Annotated in this window: 14 protein-coding genes and 1 tRNA gene; 12 read left to right on the forward strand and 3 right to left on the reverse strand. The window is 59.0% G+C overall.

What is annotated here, in order from left to right; all coding sequences use genetic code 11:
- The first annotated feature begins 5 nt into the window (after positions 1-5).
- The 7 genes from G6L01_RS06315 (at position 6) to G6L01_RS06345 (ending at position 7,033) form a co-directional block, all read left to right on the forward strand.
- A complete protein-coding gene (locus G6L01_RS06315) occupies positions 6-512 on the forward strand; it encodes a DUF934 domain-containing protein (RefSeq protein WP_070164643.1) in 507 nt (168 codons plus the stop codon).
- A 242-nt stretch (positions 513-754) separates the two neighbouring features.
- The gene (locus G6L01_RS06320; protein WP_060715569.1) at positions 755-1,567 is read left to right on the forward strand and encodes a ferredoxin--NADP reductase; all 813 of its coding nucleotides are present in this window, start codon (positions 755-757) and stop codon (positions 1,565-1,567) included.
- A gap of 117 nt (positions 1,568-1,684) precedes the next feature.
- Complete coding sequence (locus G6L01_RS06325; protein WP_071206363.1) at positions 1,685-2,389, forward strand: SDR family oxidoreductase; 705 nt, start codon at positions 1,685-1,687, stop codon at positions 2,387-2,389.
- A gap of 293 nt (positions 2,390-2,682) precedes the next feature.
- The gene (locus G6L01_RS06330; RefSeq protein WP_070164645.1) at positions 2,683-3,792 is read left to right on the forward strand and encodes a septal ring lytic transglycosylase RlpA family protein; all 1,110 of its coding nucleotides are present in this window, start codon (positions 2,683-2,685) and stop codon (positions 3,790-3,792) included.
- Positions 3,793-3,998: 206 nt separating this feature from the next.
- Complete coding sequence (locus G6L01_RS06335; RefSeq protein ID WP_070165111.1) at positions 3,999-5,171, forward strand: D-alanyl-D-alanine carboxypeptidase family protein; 1,173 nt, start codon at positions 3,999-4,001, stop codon at positions 5,169-5,171.
- Positions 5,172-5,343: 172 nt separating this feature from the next.
- A complete protein-coding gene (gene tmk, locus G6L01_RS06340) occupies positions 5,344-6,009 on the forward strand; it encodes a dTMP kinase (RefSeq protein WP_070164646.1) in 666 nt (221 codons plus the stop codon).
- A gap of 1 nt (position 6,010) precedes the next feature.
- Positions 6,011-7,033, forward strand: a complete 1,023-nt coding sequence (locus G6L01_RS06345) for a DNA polymerase III subunit delta' (protein ID WP_070164647.1) — start codon at positions 6,011-6,013, stop codon at positions 7,031-7,033.
- A gap of 13 nt (positions 7,034-7,046) precedes the next feature.
- On the opposite strand, the gene G6L01_RS06350 is transcribed toward G6L01_RS06345, so the two are convergent.
- Positions 7,047-7,820 (reverse strand): sulfite exporter TauE/SafE family protein, encoded by a 774-nt coding sequence (locus G6L01_RS06350; protein ID WP_070164648.1) that lies wholly within the window; start codon positions 7,818-7,820, stop codon positions 7,047-7,049.
- Between the two features lie 211 nt (positions 7,821-8,031).
- On the opposite strand from G6L01_RS06350, the gene metG reads away from it, so the two are divergent.
- The 4 genes from metG to G6L01_RS06370 are packed head-to-tail and all read left to right on the forward strand — an operon-like array spanning position 8,032 to position 13,040.
- A complete protein-coding gene (gene metG, locus G6L01_RS06355; RefSeq protein ID WP_070164649.1) occupies positions 8,032-9,609 on the forward strand; it encodes a methionine--tRNA ligase in 1,578 nt (525 codons plus the stop codon).
- A gap of 3 nt (positions 9,610-9,612) precedes the next feature.
- A complete protein-coding gene (locus G6L01_RS06360) occupies positions 9,613-10,395 on the forward strand; it encodes a TatD family hydrolase (protein WP_070164650.1) in 783 nt (260 codons plus the stop codon).
- Between the two features lie 7 nt (positions 10,396-10,402).
- Positions 10,403-11,221 carry an MBL fold metallo-hydrolase gene (locus G6L01_RS06365; protein ID WP_070164651.1) on the forward strand — a complete coding sequence of 273 codons (819 nt, stop codon included), beginning with the start codon at positions 10,403-10,405 and terminating at the stop codon, positions 11,219-11,221.
- Between the two features lie 34 nt (positions 11,222-11,255).
- Positions 11,256-13,040, forward strand: a complete 1,785-nt coding sequence (locus G6L01_RS06370; RefSeq protein ID WP_071206365.1) for a chloride channel protein — start codon at positions 11,256-11,258, stop codon at positions 13,038-13,040.
- A 43-nt stretch (positions 13,041-13,083) separates the two neighbouring features.
- On the opposite strand, the gene G6L01_RS06375 is transcribed toward G6L01_RS06370, so the two are convergent.
- Positions 13,084-13,159 (reverse strand) — tRNA-Lys (locus G6L01_RS06375).
- Positions 13,160-13,351: 192 nt separating this feature from the next.
- Here G6L01_RS06375 and G6L01_RS06380 point away from each other — a divergent pair.
- Positions 13,352-14,098 carry a cytochrome c biogenesis CcdA family protein gene (locus G6L01_RS06380; protein WP_070164653.1) on the forward strand — a complete coding sequence of 249 codons (747 nt, stop codon included), beginning with the start codon at positions 13,352-13,354 and terminating at the stop codon, positions 14,096-14,098.
- Positions 14,099-14,121: 23 nt separating this feature from the next.
- Here G6L01_RS06380 and G6L01_RS06385 read toward each other — a convergent pair whose 3' ends face one another.
- The gene (locus G6L01_RS06385; RefSeq protein ID WP_070165112.1) at positions 14,122-15,330 is read right to left on the reverse strand and encodes a UbiH/UbiF family hydroxylase; all 1,209 of its coding nucleotides are present in this window, start codon (positions 15,328-15,330) and stop codon (positions 14,122-14,124) included.
- Between the last annotated feature and the right edge of the window lie 113 nt (positions 15,331-15,443).

Consider the following 15,443-nt stretch of genomic DNA (forward strand, 5'->3'; position numbering starts at 1 on the left):
CGATCATGACCCGTATCTGGACCGAAACCGGTTTCGCCGCACAGGACATCTGGCTGGAGGAGACCGAAGAGGTGAAAGCGGCTGAGGGCCAGAAGGCGCTTCTGCCGCTGGATGCCTTTATCGCTGCGGCCGAAGACAGCAATGCCGTCGATCTCGGCGTGGTCATCGCGCCAGCCGATGACGTGACGAAGTTGAAACCCTATCTCGACCGCATCGCCATCATTGCCGTGAAGTTTCCGGCCTATAACGATGGCCGTGGCTTCAGCCATGCTTCGCTGCTGCGCGACAGACTTGGTTATCAGGGCGAATTGCGGGCGGTGGGCGACGTGCTGATCGATCAGGTGCCGTTGATGCTGCGCACCGGCTTCGATAGCTTTGCTGTGACCAATGCGGTGGCGCTGAAACGGCTGGAAGAGGGGCGTCTGCCGGGGATTGCCAATCACTATCAGCCAACTGCCCAGCCAGCCGCTGAGGTTGGTGGTTATAGCTGGCGCCGCCGGTCTGCGTCTTGAGGAGCTGAGTACTCATAAGGAACGATAATAATGGCCTTGCTGCGCGTCTCGCCTCACTGTCGGTTGCACGCTTTCCGCCTCCCGGAAAGCGTGCGCTGCTGCGGTTTATGATCGCATCTACGTGTGGCCTCTGGTCATGCGTGGGATTTTACAGTAATTGGCCCGCCAAGGCGGATAATGCATGACCGAACACGCCCTGATCCGCGGCAGTTCGACGTGAGATTTGAAGGACCCGAACGCTGATGAATGCTCCTGCAAAGACCGACAATGCCGAACTAATCGTCCCGGAAGGCGTCTATGCCGAAACGGTGCTGAGCGTGACGCATTATACCGACCACCTGTTCCGCTTCCGGATGACCCGGCCTGCCGGTTTTCGCTTCCGTTCGGGCGAGTTCGCGATGATCGGCCTGATGGTGGAGGGTAAGCCGCTCTACCGCGCCTATTCCATCGCCAGCCCGTCCTGGGACGAGGAACTGGAATTTTTCTCCATCAAGGTGCCGAACGGCCCGCTCACCCAGCATTTGCAGCGGATTCAGCCGGGCGACCGGGTGTTGATGCGCAAGAAGCCGACCGGTACCCTGGTGCTGGACGCGCTGACGCCCGGCAAGCGGCTTTATATGTTCTCGACCGGCACCGGCATTGCGCCGTTCGCCAGCCTGATCCGTGACCCGGAAACCTATGAGAAATTCGAGGAAGTCATCCTCACGCATACCTGCCGCGATGTCGCCGAGCTGAAATATGGGTTCGACCTGATTTCCGAAATCAAGGCCGATGAAATGCTGAGCGAAATCGTCGGCGACAAGCTGAAACATTACGCCACCGCCACCCGCGAAGACTATCCCTTCATGGGCCGGATCACCGACCTGATCGAAAACGGCAAGCTGTTTACCGACCTCGGCGTCCCGGCGCTGGACCCAGCCATTGACCGTGGAATGATCTGCGGCTCGACGGCGATGTTGAAGGACACCAAGGCGCTGCTGGAAAAGGCGGGGCTGACAGAAGGTGCGAACAACAAGCCAGCCGAATTCGTCATCGAGCGGGCATTCGTCGGCTGATTTTCGGCGCTGTATTGTCGATACCAAGTTTCGTGCGACAGTGTTTCTGCCGCACGAACGGATTACGGTGGGCAGCGCTGTTGCATAATTTTCCGGTTCGCCCTTGGGAGAGATATCATGTCCGCAGAGAAAGTTGCTGTTGTTACGGCTGGTGGAAGCGGCATGGGAGCAGAATGCGCCAGACGTCTTGCTGCCGATGGCTACAAGGTCGCCATCCTGTCATCTTCCGGCAAGGGCGAGGCACTGGCAGGGGAACTTGGTGGTATTGGCGTAACCGGGTCCAATCAATCCAGTGACGACCTGGTGCGTCTGATCGATACCACCATGGACACCTGGGGTCGGATCGATGTGCTGGTCAACAGCGCCGGTCACGGCCCGCGCGCCCAGATCATTGAGATCACCGACGAGCAATGGCATATGGGCATGGACGTTTATCTGATGAACGTCGTTCGTCCTGTCCGTCTCGTTACATCGATCATGCAGACGCAAAAATCGGGCGCCATCATCAATATTTCTACCGCCTGGGCGTTTGAACCCTCGTCGATGTTTCCGACCTCGGCGGTATTTCGCGCCGGTCTTGCCGCCTATACGAAGATTTTTGCGGATACCTATGCCGCTGACAATATTCGCATGAACAATGTTCTGCCGGGCTGGATTGACAGCCTGCCCGCGACCGAAGAGCGCCAGGATGCTGTTCCGATGAAGCGATATGGCACAAGTGCTGAGATTGCCGCGACCGTCGCCTTCCTGGCATCCGAAGGTGCGGGCTATATCACCGGCCAAAATCTCAAAGTGGATGGTGGACTGACCCGGTCGGTATAACCGCGGGAGGCGCAAGACGTGCTCCCTGATGATGGGTAGGGTTGTCGATTTGAAGGCTTGCGATTAACTCTTCATTAACCATAACGCGAACTATTCCCCCTAACGCCTTAACCATAATCGCATTTTCGCCATTTTATCCCCATTTCTATTGTGGCACAGTCCTGTGTCACTTCGGGGGACTAAAATTTGACATTTATTCTTTGCAATGGCCGTCTTGCGGTCCTGATTGGTGTGTCGGTGCGATGACGGTAAAAATGGTTTTGCAGCGGCGTTCAGTTTCCGGATGTTTGCGGATGGCATGGGTTGTTCTGGCGGGCGTGGCGGTGACGTCCTGTGGCGCCAACCATGATGTCAGCAAGGTCAGCACGACCAAGAAACGCAGCAAGGAATATTTTGCCGAATCCGCCTATGGCGTGAAGGCCAGCCCGCGTGTGGTGGAAAACGGCCCTGTGCCAAAAGGCGGCGGTCGCCGTCTGGTCGGAAACCCTTACGTGGTCGCTGGCAAGGTTTATAAGCCGCGCGAAAACCCCAATTACGAAGCCTCCGGGCTTGCTTCCTGGTATGGCTCGGCTTTCCATGGTCGCTACACCGCCAATGGCGAAGTCTATGACCAATACGGCATTTCCGCCGCCCACCCGACCATGCCGCTGCCCAGCTATGCTCGCGTTACCAATCTCGATACCGGCAGTTCGGTCATTGTCCGCGTCAACGACCGTGGCCCGTTTCACGCCAATCGCCTGATCGACCTTTCCGACAAGGCAGCAGAACTTCTTGACGTCAAGGGTCATGGCACGGCCCATGTGAAGGTCAAATATGTCGGCCCAGCCGATATGACCGGCCATGACATGCCCTATCTGATGGCGTCTTATGTCCGCAAGGGCCAGCGCGTTCCCGGCGTCGATCCCTTCGGTGGAGGCCAGATCGCCAGTGGTGTGATGGTGGCGTCGAATGCGCCGCAGCAGAATTTCTTCGGCCGTTTCGCAGGCCCGGCCAGCGCTTCTGCACCGCAGCCCAAAACTGCAAAACCGGTTATTGCGCCGGCGTCTGCCACGGCTTACGGCAGCAACTCCTATCCGTCTTCCGCCAGTGCCAATGCACCGCGCCCGGTCCAGCATCAGCCGGTCGCCGTATCGCGGCCAGAACCGACCCGCATTGAGCCGACCCGTGAATGGCAGGCTCCGGCCATTGCCTCCGCTGAGCCGATGCCGCAGCCGCGCAATGCTGCCAGCACCGGCGTTGCTCGCCGGGAGATGGCGCCTGTGGCCGCACCGCAGCCGGTTCGAGCCACTGCGACCCGTCAAAAGCCCGTGGCTGCACCGTCCAATGGCGGCCTGCCGCCCGGCTGGCATGTTGGCCCGGCTCCGGTAACAGCCAATGCCTATTCCAATCCCAATGAAGGTTGATCCCAACTGGCGCTGGTGAGGCTTGTTCGAGCCTTGCTCTAGCCGCTTTCAAGGGTAGACGCCTTCCTCCATAAAACCTATCCATTATAGATGCCGGTCGCGATTCTCGCCGTCCAGCATATTATTGTTGGTGAAGGATGGCGATGCATATCGGCTTGCCGGTCACAAAGCGCTTCTGGGCGTATGGTGGATCATACTATAGAAAGATGCTTGTGCTGCTTGCAGCACTTTTCTACGGCGTAAGTTTTCAGACCAGCACGTTTGCGCAAGGAGCGGCAGCCGACACGGCAACGCCCGCCGTCTACGCCACCGAGGCCAAGCAGGTCCTGCTGATCGAGGCCGAAACCGGCAGTGTGCTGTTTGAAAAGAACAGCGATCAGCCCTTCACCTCGGCCTCTCTCTCCAAGATGATGGTTGCGGAAGTGGTGCTCGATGCGCTGAAATCCGGTCGCCTGACGCTGTCCCAGGAGTTTCCCGTTTCCGAATTTGCCTGGCGCACCGGTGGCGCGCCGTCACGCACGGCGACGATGTTTGCTGCCGTGCGCTCGCGCGTGCCGGTGGAGGCGTTGCTGAAGGGCGTCATGGTGCAGATGGCCAATGATGCCTGCTTGATCCTTGCCGAAGGCATGGCCGGATCGGAGCAGGGTTTCGTCAAGCTGATGAATGAACGGGCGGCAGCGCTTGGCCTGAAGGACAGCCATTTTGCCAATGCAACCGGCCTTCCCGATCCCGGTAATAAAGTCAGCCTGCGCGACATGATCACGCTGGCGCAGGCGCTCAAGTCCAATTACCCGGATTTCTATGCGCTCTACGCCCAGCCGGATTTCGAGTGGAACAAGATTTTCCAGCGCAATCGCAATCCGCTTCTTGGCCAGTCACCCGGTGTGGATGGCCTGGCGGCAGGCTTTGCCGAAGGGGAAGGCTATTCCATCGTCGCCTCCGCGCAGCAGAATGGCGTGCGGCTCTATCTCGGCCTGGCGGGCAGCGAAAGTGACAAGTCTCGGCAGGAGGATGCGGCAAAGGCGCTGGCCTGGGGCTTTTCCGCCTTTGAGAAGCGCCGCCTGTTTGAGGCGGGGCAAGTGATCGGCGAGGCCAGCGTTTATGGTGGGGAACCGGCACAGGTACCGCTGGTCTCGCCGCAGCCGGTTGATGTCTATCTGCCGGTTGGCGCAAGCGATAAGCTGGAAGCCAAGGTGATCTATCCCTGGCCATTGCGCCCCGGCGTTGCCCAGGGCCAGCAGGTCGGGCATTTGAAGGTCATGCTCGGCGATAAGCTGCTGCGTGACATGCCGCTTCAGGCCGCATCGCCGTCAACGCTGGGATCACTGGTCAAACGCACCCGTGACGCACTGGTGGAACTGCTGTTTTCCTGGGTTTGAGCCGACAGAGGTTTCCCAGGGCGCAAGCTTGCGTTACACAGCGGTTCTAGAGCAACGGACCGAAACGTGGGAACCGGTTTTCCGTCCGGAAATGCGTAAAAACAAAAGTTTAGAGCGTTTCGGTGTTTCCATGAAACACCGAAACGCTCTAAACAGGAAAGAAAGCGGATCAGTGTCGGTTGGCAGCGGATTATTCGTAACATTCGAAGGCGGCGAGGGCGCGGGCAAGTCCACCCAGATCAGGCTTCTGGCAAACGCGCTGGAGGCACTCGGCTTTGCCGTCGTCATCAGCCGAGAACCGGGTGGCTCACCCTGCGCCGAGGCCTTGCGACATGTGCTGCTGTCGGGTGCCGCCGAGCCGTTCGGGGTGGAAATGGAAGCCATCCTGTTTGCCGCCGCCCGCAATGACCATGTCGAAGCCCGGCTGCGCCCCGCGCTGCTGCGGGGCGATGTGGTGCTTTGCGACCGCTTCATGGATTCCTCGCGGGTCTATCAGGGCGCGACCGGCAATCTCTCTTCTGCCTTCATCGAGCGGCTGCAAGCCATTGCCGTGGACGGCGTGGTGCCGGACCTGACGATCATCCTCGATCTGCCGGCAAATATCGGATTGGCGCGGGCGAAAAACCGGGCTGGGGCCTTGGGAGAAGATGCGCCTGATCGTTTCGAGAAAGAGGAAATCGCCATTCACGAACGCCGCCGCGAGGCTTTTCAAGCTATTGCGCGGGCCGAGCCTGCGCGTTGCAGAGTGGTGGATGCGCGAGCCGGGATCGAGCAGATCGCGGAGGAGATTTTTGCTGCCGTGAAGCCGATTCTGCCTCCAAACCACGGAAGGCACTAGGATGGAAAAGCCCGGTCTTCTCGATGGCGCCATTGCGCCTTTTGCCAATGACAGGCTGTTTGGCCATGGCGCGGCGGAACAGTTTCTGGCCAGTTCCTACCAATCCGGCAAGCTGCATCATGCGATCCTGATCGAAGGGCCGGAAGGGATCGGCAAGGCAACGCTGGCCTTCCGCTTTGCCCATCATGTCCTGTCGCATCCCGACCCCGCCAGCGCGCCCTTTGTCCTCGCAGACCCGGACCCCAACTCGCTGGTCGGACGCCAAATTGCGTCCGGTGCCTCGCATAACCTCCTGCATATCGCCCGACCGGTGGATGAGAAGACCGGTAGGGTAAAAGCCTCGATTACGGTGGAGGAAATCCGCAAGGCCGGGCATTTCTTTTCCCAGACCTCAGGCGGTGGCAATTGGCGCATCGTTATTCTCGATCCCGCCGACGACATGAACCGCAATGCGGCTAATGCGATTTTGAAAGTGCTGGAGGAGCCACCGAAACGGTCGCTATTCCTGGTTCTGTCGCATGCGCCGGGCAAGCTTTTGCCCACCATCCGCTCACGCTGCATGCCGCTGAAATTACAAACGCTTGGCGTGGACGATCTGGCCAGCGCGCTGGCGCATCTGGATGTTTCGCCTCCTGTGGAGCAGATGGCGGCGCTTTCCGATCTCTCCAAGGGCAGCGTGTCGCAGGCGTTGAAACTGATTAATTACGGCGGCATGGAAATCATCGCTGCCTTTAATGCGACCCTGGCGAGCGAGGGCCCGGCGGCAAGACGGCAGATGCATAAGCTGGCCGATGCGCTGTCAGCCAAAGACAGCGATGTGATCTATCATTTCTTCACCGAGCACCTGTCCGAATTCCTGATGGACAATGCGCGTGAAGTCGCCATGGCCGGTGATCTTGCCCGGGCCGAACGGCTATCGCGGCTTTCCAGTGCCATCGTCGAAAAGCTTGGCGTGGCCGGGGCCTATAACCTCGACCGGAAGCAGACGCTGTTGGAAATTCTTGGTGAGGTCGCGGCTGTATAAGCTTGATCGGGTTCTATAGCGCGATCAGCTTTGCCGCGACGATCACCAGAATAAGCGCCAAGATCATTCTCACCGCTTTTTCCGGCAGGCGTGGTGCCGCATAACTTCCCATGACGATTCCGGGAATGGATCCGATCAGCAGCGAGCCCAGCAGCACCCAGTTGACATCGCCGATTACCCAATAGCCGATACCCCCGATCAGCGTCAGCGGAATGGCGTGAGCAATATCAGAGCCAACGATATCGTTGATGGCGGCACGTGGGTAGAGAAACAGCAGCACGGTGACGCCGATGGCCCCAGCGCCAACCGAAGTCAGCGTAACGACTGCACCCAACACCAGACCAAGAACGACAGTGCCGATTGCAATGGCGCGCGGGCTCGGGCTGCGATGGGCTTGAAGCCAGTTGATTTCATAGCGCATCAGCAGATCGCGAAACAGCAGGATGAGTGCAGTGATCATCAGCATGATGCCGAGGCTGGTGGTCAGGAGGTCGGTGGAATGGGCGCTTTTCCTGTCAACACCGCTCATCAGCCAGAGCGTCACCGACGTGGCCGGAATGCTGCCCAGCGCCAGCAGGCCGACCAGCCGCCAGCGGATATGTCCGTGGCGATGATGCACGGCCGCACCCGCCATCTTGGTGATTGCCGCATAGAGAAGGTCGGTTCCCACGGCGGTTGCCGGATGAATGCCAAACAGCAGCACCATCAACGGCGTCATCAGCGATGCGCCGCCGACGCCGGTAATACCAACCAGAGCTCCCACGAAAAAGCCTGAAAGCGAAACCATTGGATCGAATGAAAAACCGGTCAGAACGTCGCCTCCTCGGATTCGGACAGGGCCGATGAAAGCGATCTAGCGAAAGGAATGCACGCCGGTCAAGGCGAAGACCTCATGCGCAAAGCGCTTGGCCGAGAAACTTGTTGTTTCGCAACGCGGCGACATGCGCTAAGAGCGGCGGACATTCCTGATCGATAAAGCGGACTGCAAGGGCCGACCCATGAAAGATACGTTCTACATCACCACCGCCATTTCCTATCCGAACGGCAAACCGCATATCGGCCATGCCTATGAACTGATCGCCACGGATGCGATGGCGCGCTTCCAGCGGCTGGATGGTAAGGACGTGTTCTTCCTGACCGGCACCGACGAGCATGGCCAGAAAATGCAGCAGACCGCCCGCAACGAAGGCATTGCGCCAGAGGAGCTGGCAAAGCGCAATTCTGACGAATTCCGCGCCATGGGCAAGCTGCTCAATGCCTCCAACGACGATTTCATCCGCACCACGGAAGCCCGCCACCACGCCGCCAGCCAGGAAATCTGGAAGCGGATGGAGAAAAACGGCGACATCTACAAGGACAGCTATGCGGGCTGGTACTCGGTGCGCGACGAGGCCTATTACGCCGAAGACGAAACCGAAGTGCGCGCCGATGGCGTTCGCTATGGGCCACAGGGAACGCCGGTGGAATGGGTGGAGGAGGAGAGCTATTTCTTCCGTCTTTCAGCCTATGAAGACAAGCTGCTGAAGCTCTATGAGGATCAACCGGATTTCATTGGCCCCAACGAGCGCCGCAATGAGGTGCTGTCCTTCGTCAAGTCCGGTCTCAAGGACCTGTCGATGTCGCGCACCACCTTTGACTGGGGTATCAAGGTACCCGGCGATGACAAGCATGTCATGTATGTCTGGGTTGATGCGCTGACCAATTACATTACAGCCACCGGCTATCTGACGGATGAAAGCGGTCCGCGCGCCAAATACTGGCCGGCAGATGCCCATATTATCGGTAAGGATATCATTCGATTCCACGCCGTCTACTGGCCGGCTTTCCTGCTGTCGGCGGGTGTTGCGTTGCCGAAGCGAATTTTCGCCCACGGATTCGTCCTGAACAAGGGCGAGAAGATGTCAAAATCGCTTGGGAATGTGGTTGACCCCTTTGACCTGTTGCAGCAGTTCGGTCTTGATAATGTCCGTTATTTCCTGTGCCGCGAAATCTCTTTTGGGCAGGATGGCAATTGTAATGCTGAGCTTATTGCTCCGCGCATCAATGCCGATCTCGCCAACGGCATCGGCAATCTTGCCAGCCGTTCGCTGTCGATGATCGCCAAGAACCTCGACGGCAAGGTGCCGCAGCCCGGCCCGCTGACCGAGGCCGACGAGGCTATTCTCGCCACGGCGGATGAAGCGATTGCCATCTGCCGTGAGGAAATGTCCCGCCAGCAGATCCATAAGGCCGTGGGCGCGATCATGAACATCGTCAACGAAGCCGACCGCTATTTCGCTGCCCAGGCACCTTGGGTGCTGCGCAAGACGGATGTGCCGCGCATGGAAACGGTGCTGTATGTGACGGCGGAAGTGGTGCGGCAGATCGCCATCCTGTTCCAGCCGATCATGCCCGATAGTGCTGCGAAGCTGCTTGATCTCGTGGCCATTGCACCGGATGATCGGGTGTTCGCCAAACTGGGCAAGGCCGGTCGCTTGACGCCCGGAACGGAGCTTCCTGCCGTCTCACCGGTCTTCCCGCGCTACGTTGCCCCTGACGCAGACAAGGTTGCAGACAAAGCAGCAGACAGGGCCTGAGTGATGTTGATCGATACCCATTGCCATCTGGATTTCGCCGATTTCGAGGAAGAGCGAGACGCGCTGGTGAAGCGCGCCCATGACGCAGGCGTCAAGCAGATGGTGACGATCTCCACCCGCGTCGCCAAGCTTCCGGCGCTTTTGGCGCTGACCGAGCGCTACCCTTCGGTATTCTGCTCGGTCGGCACCCATCCAAACAATGCCAATGAAGAGCTGGATATTGGCGCCGACGATCTGGTGCGACTGGCCGAGACGCATGAAAAAGTCGTTGCCATCGGCGAATGCGGCCTGGATTACTTCTACGATACCCAGACGCCTGAAGACCAGAAAACCGGCTTCCTGCGTCATATCGAGGCGTCGCGCCGCACGCAATTGCCGCTGGTGATCCATAGCCGCAGCGCCGATGACGACATGGCGCAGATCCTGCGCGAGGAGACGGCCAAGGGTGCGTTTCCCTTCATTCTGCATTGCTTTTCGGCTGGCGAGGCTTTGGCGAAAACCGGTGTCGAGCTGGGTGGCTATATTTCCTTTTCCGGCATCCTGACCTTTCCAAAGTCACAGGAATTGCGCGATATCGCCAAGGATCTGCCGATGGACCGGCTGCTGGTGGAGACCGACGCGCCTTACCTTGCGCCAAAGCGCTGGCGTGGAAAACGCAACGAACCATCCTATGTCGTCAATACGGCGGAGGTGCTGGCCGAGGTCAAGGGTGTCAGCTACGCGGACATCGCCGCGATCACCACGGATAATGCATTGCGACTGTTTTCAAAAATGCCAAGGCTTTGAGTGACCGATGACCTATCTCCGCCGCTTCACCATTCTGGGATGCTCATCGTCGCCGGGCGTGCCGCGGATCAATGGTGACTGGGGAGATTGCGATCCGTCTAACCCGAAAAACCGGCGCACACGCGCGTCTTTCCTGATCGAGCAGATCGGCCCGGATGGCGGCAAGACCGTGGTTCTCGTCGATACCGGCCCGGATTTTCGTGAACAGATGATCCGTGCGGGTGTTCAATCGCTGGACGCCGTCGTCTACAGCCACGCCCATGCCGACCATCTGCATGGCATCGATGACCTGCGCGGCTATTCCTTGATGCAGCGCGGACGCATTCCGATCTATGCCGAGCCGGAAACCATGCGCCGGATAGAGGCAGGGTTCGGCTATTGCCTGAAGACGCCTGATGGTAGCAATTATCCACCCATCGTGCGCCCGCATCTCATCGATGACATGGACCGTCCAGTCGAGATTGATGGCGCAGGCGGGCGCATCGCGCTCCTGCCGCTGGAACAACAGCATGGCGACATTATTTCACTCGGCTTTCGCATCGGCGATGTCGCCTATTGCAGCGATGTCAGCGATTTTCCGGAAAAAACCGTGCCACGCCTGGCCGGGCTGGATGTGCTTGTTATCGATGCCTTGCAATATAGAGAGCATCCAAGCCATCTGTCGCTGTCGCAATCGCTGGCGTGGATCGACCGGCTTGCCCCGAAGCGGGCGATATTGACCCATATGCATATTCCGCTCGATTACGACACCGTCCTGCGCGAAACGCCTGACCATGTCGAGCCGGCCTATGACCAGATGCAATTCGAGGTCACGCTTTCAGCCTGATTTCTCGAAAACATGGCGCGGGCCAGGATAGACGATGTTGAACAAGCCCTTTCAATCTCCCAGCACAGCCAGCTTTCTCAACAATCTGAAAGCATCCCGACTTCAGGCACTGCTACGGCGGGGCGAACTGGGGCTTGTGGTGCTGGCCGCCATTATCGGCATACTCGCTGGTCTGCTGGTGTCGCTGGTCAGTTTCTTAAGCGCCAGTCTGCATTTTCTGATCTTTGGCGTGGAAGGCACGTTGAGCGGCAGCGGCATTACCGGACCTATTGTGCTGGGCGGCCCTATAATCGGCGGTGTCATCCTCGGTATTATTGTCTTCATCCTGTCCAAAACCCGTAAAAAGCCGATGGTCGACCCCATCGAGGCCAATGCGCTGCATGGCGGACGGTTGTCGCTGACTGACAGCATCATCGTTTGCGTGCAGAATATCATTTCCAACGGTTTCGGGGCCTCAGTGGGGCTCGAGGCCGGTTACACCCAGATCGCCTCCGGCTTTGCCTCCAAGCTTGGTGTCAAGCTGAAGCTGCGGCGCGGTGACTTGCGGCTGCTGGTCGGCTGCGGGGCGGCTGGCGCCATTGCTGCGGCCTTCGATGCGCCGTTGACCGGCGCTTTCTACGCGGTCGAACTGATCATCGGCTCCTATACGGTCGTGACGCTCGCCCCGGTGATCGTCTCGGCGCTGGTGGCAAAAATCGTTACCAGCCAGATCGGCGGGCAGGGCCTGTCCATCGATATCGGTGCGGTTGGTAACATCACCCCAATCGATTACCTGCCCGCCGTCATGCTCGGCATCGTCTGCGCAGGCGTTGGCATCGTCCTCATGCAGGCGGTATCCTTCATCGAAGAAACCGCGCGCAAGAGCTTCATCTCCCAGCCCTTCAGGCCAATGATCGGCGGGATCATCATCGGCCTTCTGGCGCTGGTCTCCCCGCAGGTTCTGGCCGGTGGCCACGGTGCGCTGCATATCAACCTCAATACCCAGAGCAGCCTTTATGCGCTGGTGCTGCTGTTCGTCCTGAAATCCATTGCCAGCGCCGTCTCCATCGGCTCCGGCTTTCGTGGCGGCCTGTTTTTCGCCTCGCTGTTCATGGGTGCGCTGCTCGGCAAGATCTTTGCCTTTGGTGCCATGCTGTTTCCAGTTCTGACGCTGACGCCGGTGATTTATGCCGTGGTCGGCATGAGCGCCTTTGCCGCCGCCGTCATTGGTGGACCGCTGACCATGACCTTTCTGGCCTTGGAACTGACCGGCGACTTTCCAATCACCGCGCTGGTGCTTGCTTCAGTCATCACCACCTCGCTGGTGGTGCGGGTGTCCTTCGGCTATTCCTTCGCCACCTGGCGTTTTCACTTGCGCGGCGAAACCATTCGCAGCGCCCAGGATGTCGGCTGGATACGTGACCTGACGGTGGCCAAGATGATGCGCGCCGATGTCCGCACCGCCAAGCTCTCCATGGGGCTTGAGGAATTCTGCAAGCAATTTCCATTGGGCTCGACCCAGCGAGTGATCATGGTCAATGACGACGGCCGCTATGCCGGTATCGTGCTTCTGCCGGAAATCTATGCCGATCCAATGGACCGCGAGGATGAGAGCCGCAGCCTGGAAACCTATCTGCGCTATACCAAGGATGTGCTTTTGCCGACCATGAACGTCAAGCAGGCTGCCGCCATCTTTGATTCCACCCAGAGCGAAGCGCTGGCCGTGATGAACGACCGCGTCCAGAACCGTCCAATCGGCTTGCTGACCGAAAGCCACACGCTTCGCCGCTATAGTGAAGAACTGGACCTGCGACGCCGGGAGGTTGCAGGCGAGTTTTAACCCCTTCGGGGGCCAAGATGATGTGATGTATCTTCTAGGAAAGTGGTGAGCGCGCAGGGATTCGAACCCTGGACCTACTGATTAAAAGTCAGTTGCTCTACCGGCTGAGCTACGCGCTCCCGAAGCGGAGCAACTGCCCCTCTGGAAGTGCGCGGACCATATGCAGGGCGGTGTTTTCGGTCAACCCAAAAAAACAGCTTTTTTCACATTTTCACCAGAGGTTTTTTGGCTTTGGCAAAAAGGTGATTGGCACGTCATTGCCATCGGGGCTACCACACCGATTAAAATAGATACCGGGCGGTGAGGACATCGTGACGATTGCTGAAATTCCATTTCTGACGGCGCTTGTGGCCGGGACCCTGTCCTTTCTCTCGCCCTGTGTTTTGCCGCTGGTGCCGCCTTACCTCTGCTATATGGCGGGGGTCAGCGTCGAGCAGTTTCGCGGCGAGGCAGTGGCGGTCGACCGGCGGGCGCGCTCGGCGGTGATTTTTTCGGCCCTATGTTTCACCCTGGGCTTTGCCACAGTCTTTGTGGCGCTCGGGGCAGGTGCTTCCTCCATCGGTATGATGTTGCGTCAGCATCTCGATCTGCTGTCGAAGATCGGCGGCTTGATCATCATCATCATGGGGCTGAATTTTTTGGGGTTGTTTCGCATCGGCCTGCTGGCCCGCGAAATGCGCTTTTCAGGTGGCGGCAAGCCCGCGACCCTGACAGGGGCCTATGTGATGGGGCTGGCCTTTGCCTTCGGTTGGACGCCCTGCATCGGCCCTGTATTGGGTGCTATTCTCGCGGTCGCCGCAGCCCGTGACACAGTTGGGCAGGGGGCTGTGCTACTGGCGGTCTATTCGCTGGGGCTTGCCATTCCGTTCTGGATCGCCGCTGGCTTTTCAGGGGCTTTCATGCGGTTTCTTACCCGGTTTCGCCGCCATCTCGGCCTGGTGGAAAAGCTCATGGGCCTGCTTCTGGTCGCAACCGGGCTTGCCTTCATCTTTGGTTTTGTGTCCGATCTGGCGATCTGGTTTCAGCAGAGCTTTCCGATCCTGTCACGGATCGGATAAACGGGAATTGGCCAAATCACGGTTCAGAATCGCGACTTGATCTTGTCTCGGATCATTTGCGGAAATGCGCCGAAACCACGGCCCGGTGCAACGCCCTCCCGCATGGCAAAATGGCGCAGCGGCGACAGGTTTGAAAGAAGGTGAATACCGGCGGCGCGCACCATTTGCACCGGCAGGAAGGACGACAGCAGCGAGCGGTTCAGAAGATCGACGCTGGCCGTGCGGCTCCAGACATCTACCTTGCGGCGGCGGTCGAATCGGTCGCCAAGCGTTGCGCCGAGTGGCTTTTGCGGCTCATGCCCGACAAGATCTTCAAGGGCCATGATGTCGCGCAGGCTGAGATTGAGGCCTTGCGCGCCGATGGGCGGGAAGGCATGCGCCGCCTCACCGATGAAAACGGCGCGGCCTTTGCCGTAGCGGTTGGCGCTCATGCCCGAAAGCGGCCAGGCCTGGGCCGGTGCTTCGACCGTGACTTGCCCCAGTAGGGACTGCATGCGTGCTTCGACCAGAGCGCTGAGATCGTTGAGCGGCAAGGATGTCAGCCGCTCCGCTTCCGCAGGCTCGACCACCCAGACCAGGCTGGAACGATTGCCTTTGAGCGGCACCTGAGTGAAGGGCCCGGTTTCCGTATGAAATTCGGTCGAGACATTGTTGTGGGGCAGGGTGTGGGTAAAATTCAGCACCACAGCGGTCTGCGGATAGGACCAGGTCCGCACCGCCACATCCGCCGCGCCGCGCGTCATAGAGTGCCGGCCATCGGCACCGACCACCAGATCGCATTCGATAACGGTGTTATCGGCAAGGGTTACGCGAGCAGTGTCGGTCGTAAAATCAATCGAGGCGGCTTGTTGATACAAAATGGTAAGATTGGGTTCTCGCGCCAGGGCAGCGTCGAACACATCGAGAAGATCGCTGTTTGCAAAATTATAGCCGAAGGCGGCCAGCCCGATTTCAGAACTGCGAAAGGCAACAGGCGGCGCGCGCAGCAGCCGGTGGGTGCCATCGATGATCTGCATGGTCGAAAGCGCTTCGCCTTGGGATTTGAGGTCTTCCCAAAGGCCGAGACGATCAAGAAAGCGGATCGATTGATCCATCAGTGCCGTGGTGCGGCGATCTTTCGGGCGGATATCCCCGGCAACCAACGTTACCTTGCGCCCGCGCCGTGCCAGCGTCAGCGCCGCGACCGACCCAGCCAGACCCGCGCCAATTACCGTGACATCGACCGTTTCCATCGTCTGCTCCTTCATGCATTCATCTGCAAAATAGGGTGTCTGACGCTGAAAATCCATGGGCTTGTGTGTCGCAACCGAATGACGATATGTCGCGGCATAGCGCTGGAAAACGG

This window comes from Agrobacterium vitis, assembly GCF_013337045.2.
GTDB lineage: Bacteria > Pseudomonadota > Alphaproteobacteria > Rhizobiales > Rhizobiaceae > Allorhizobium > Allorhizobium vitis_B.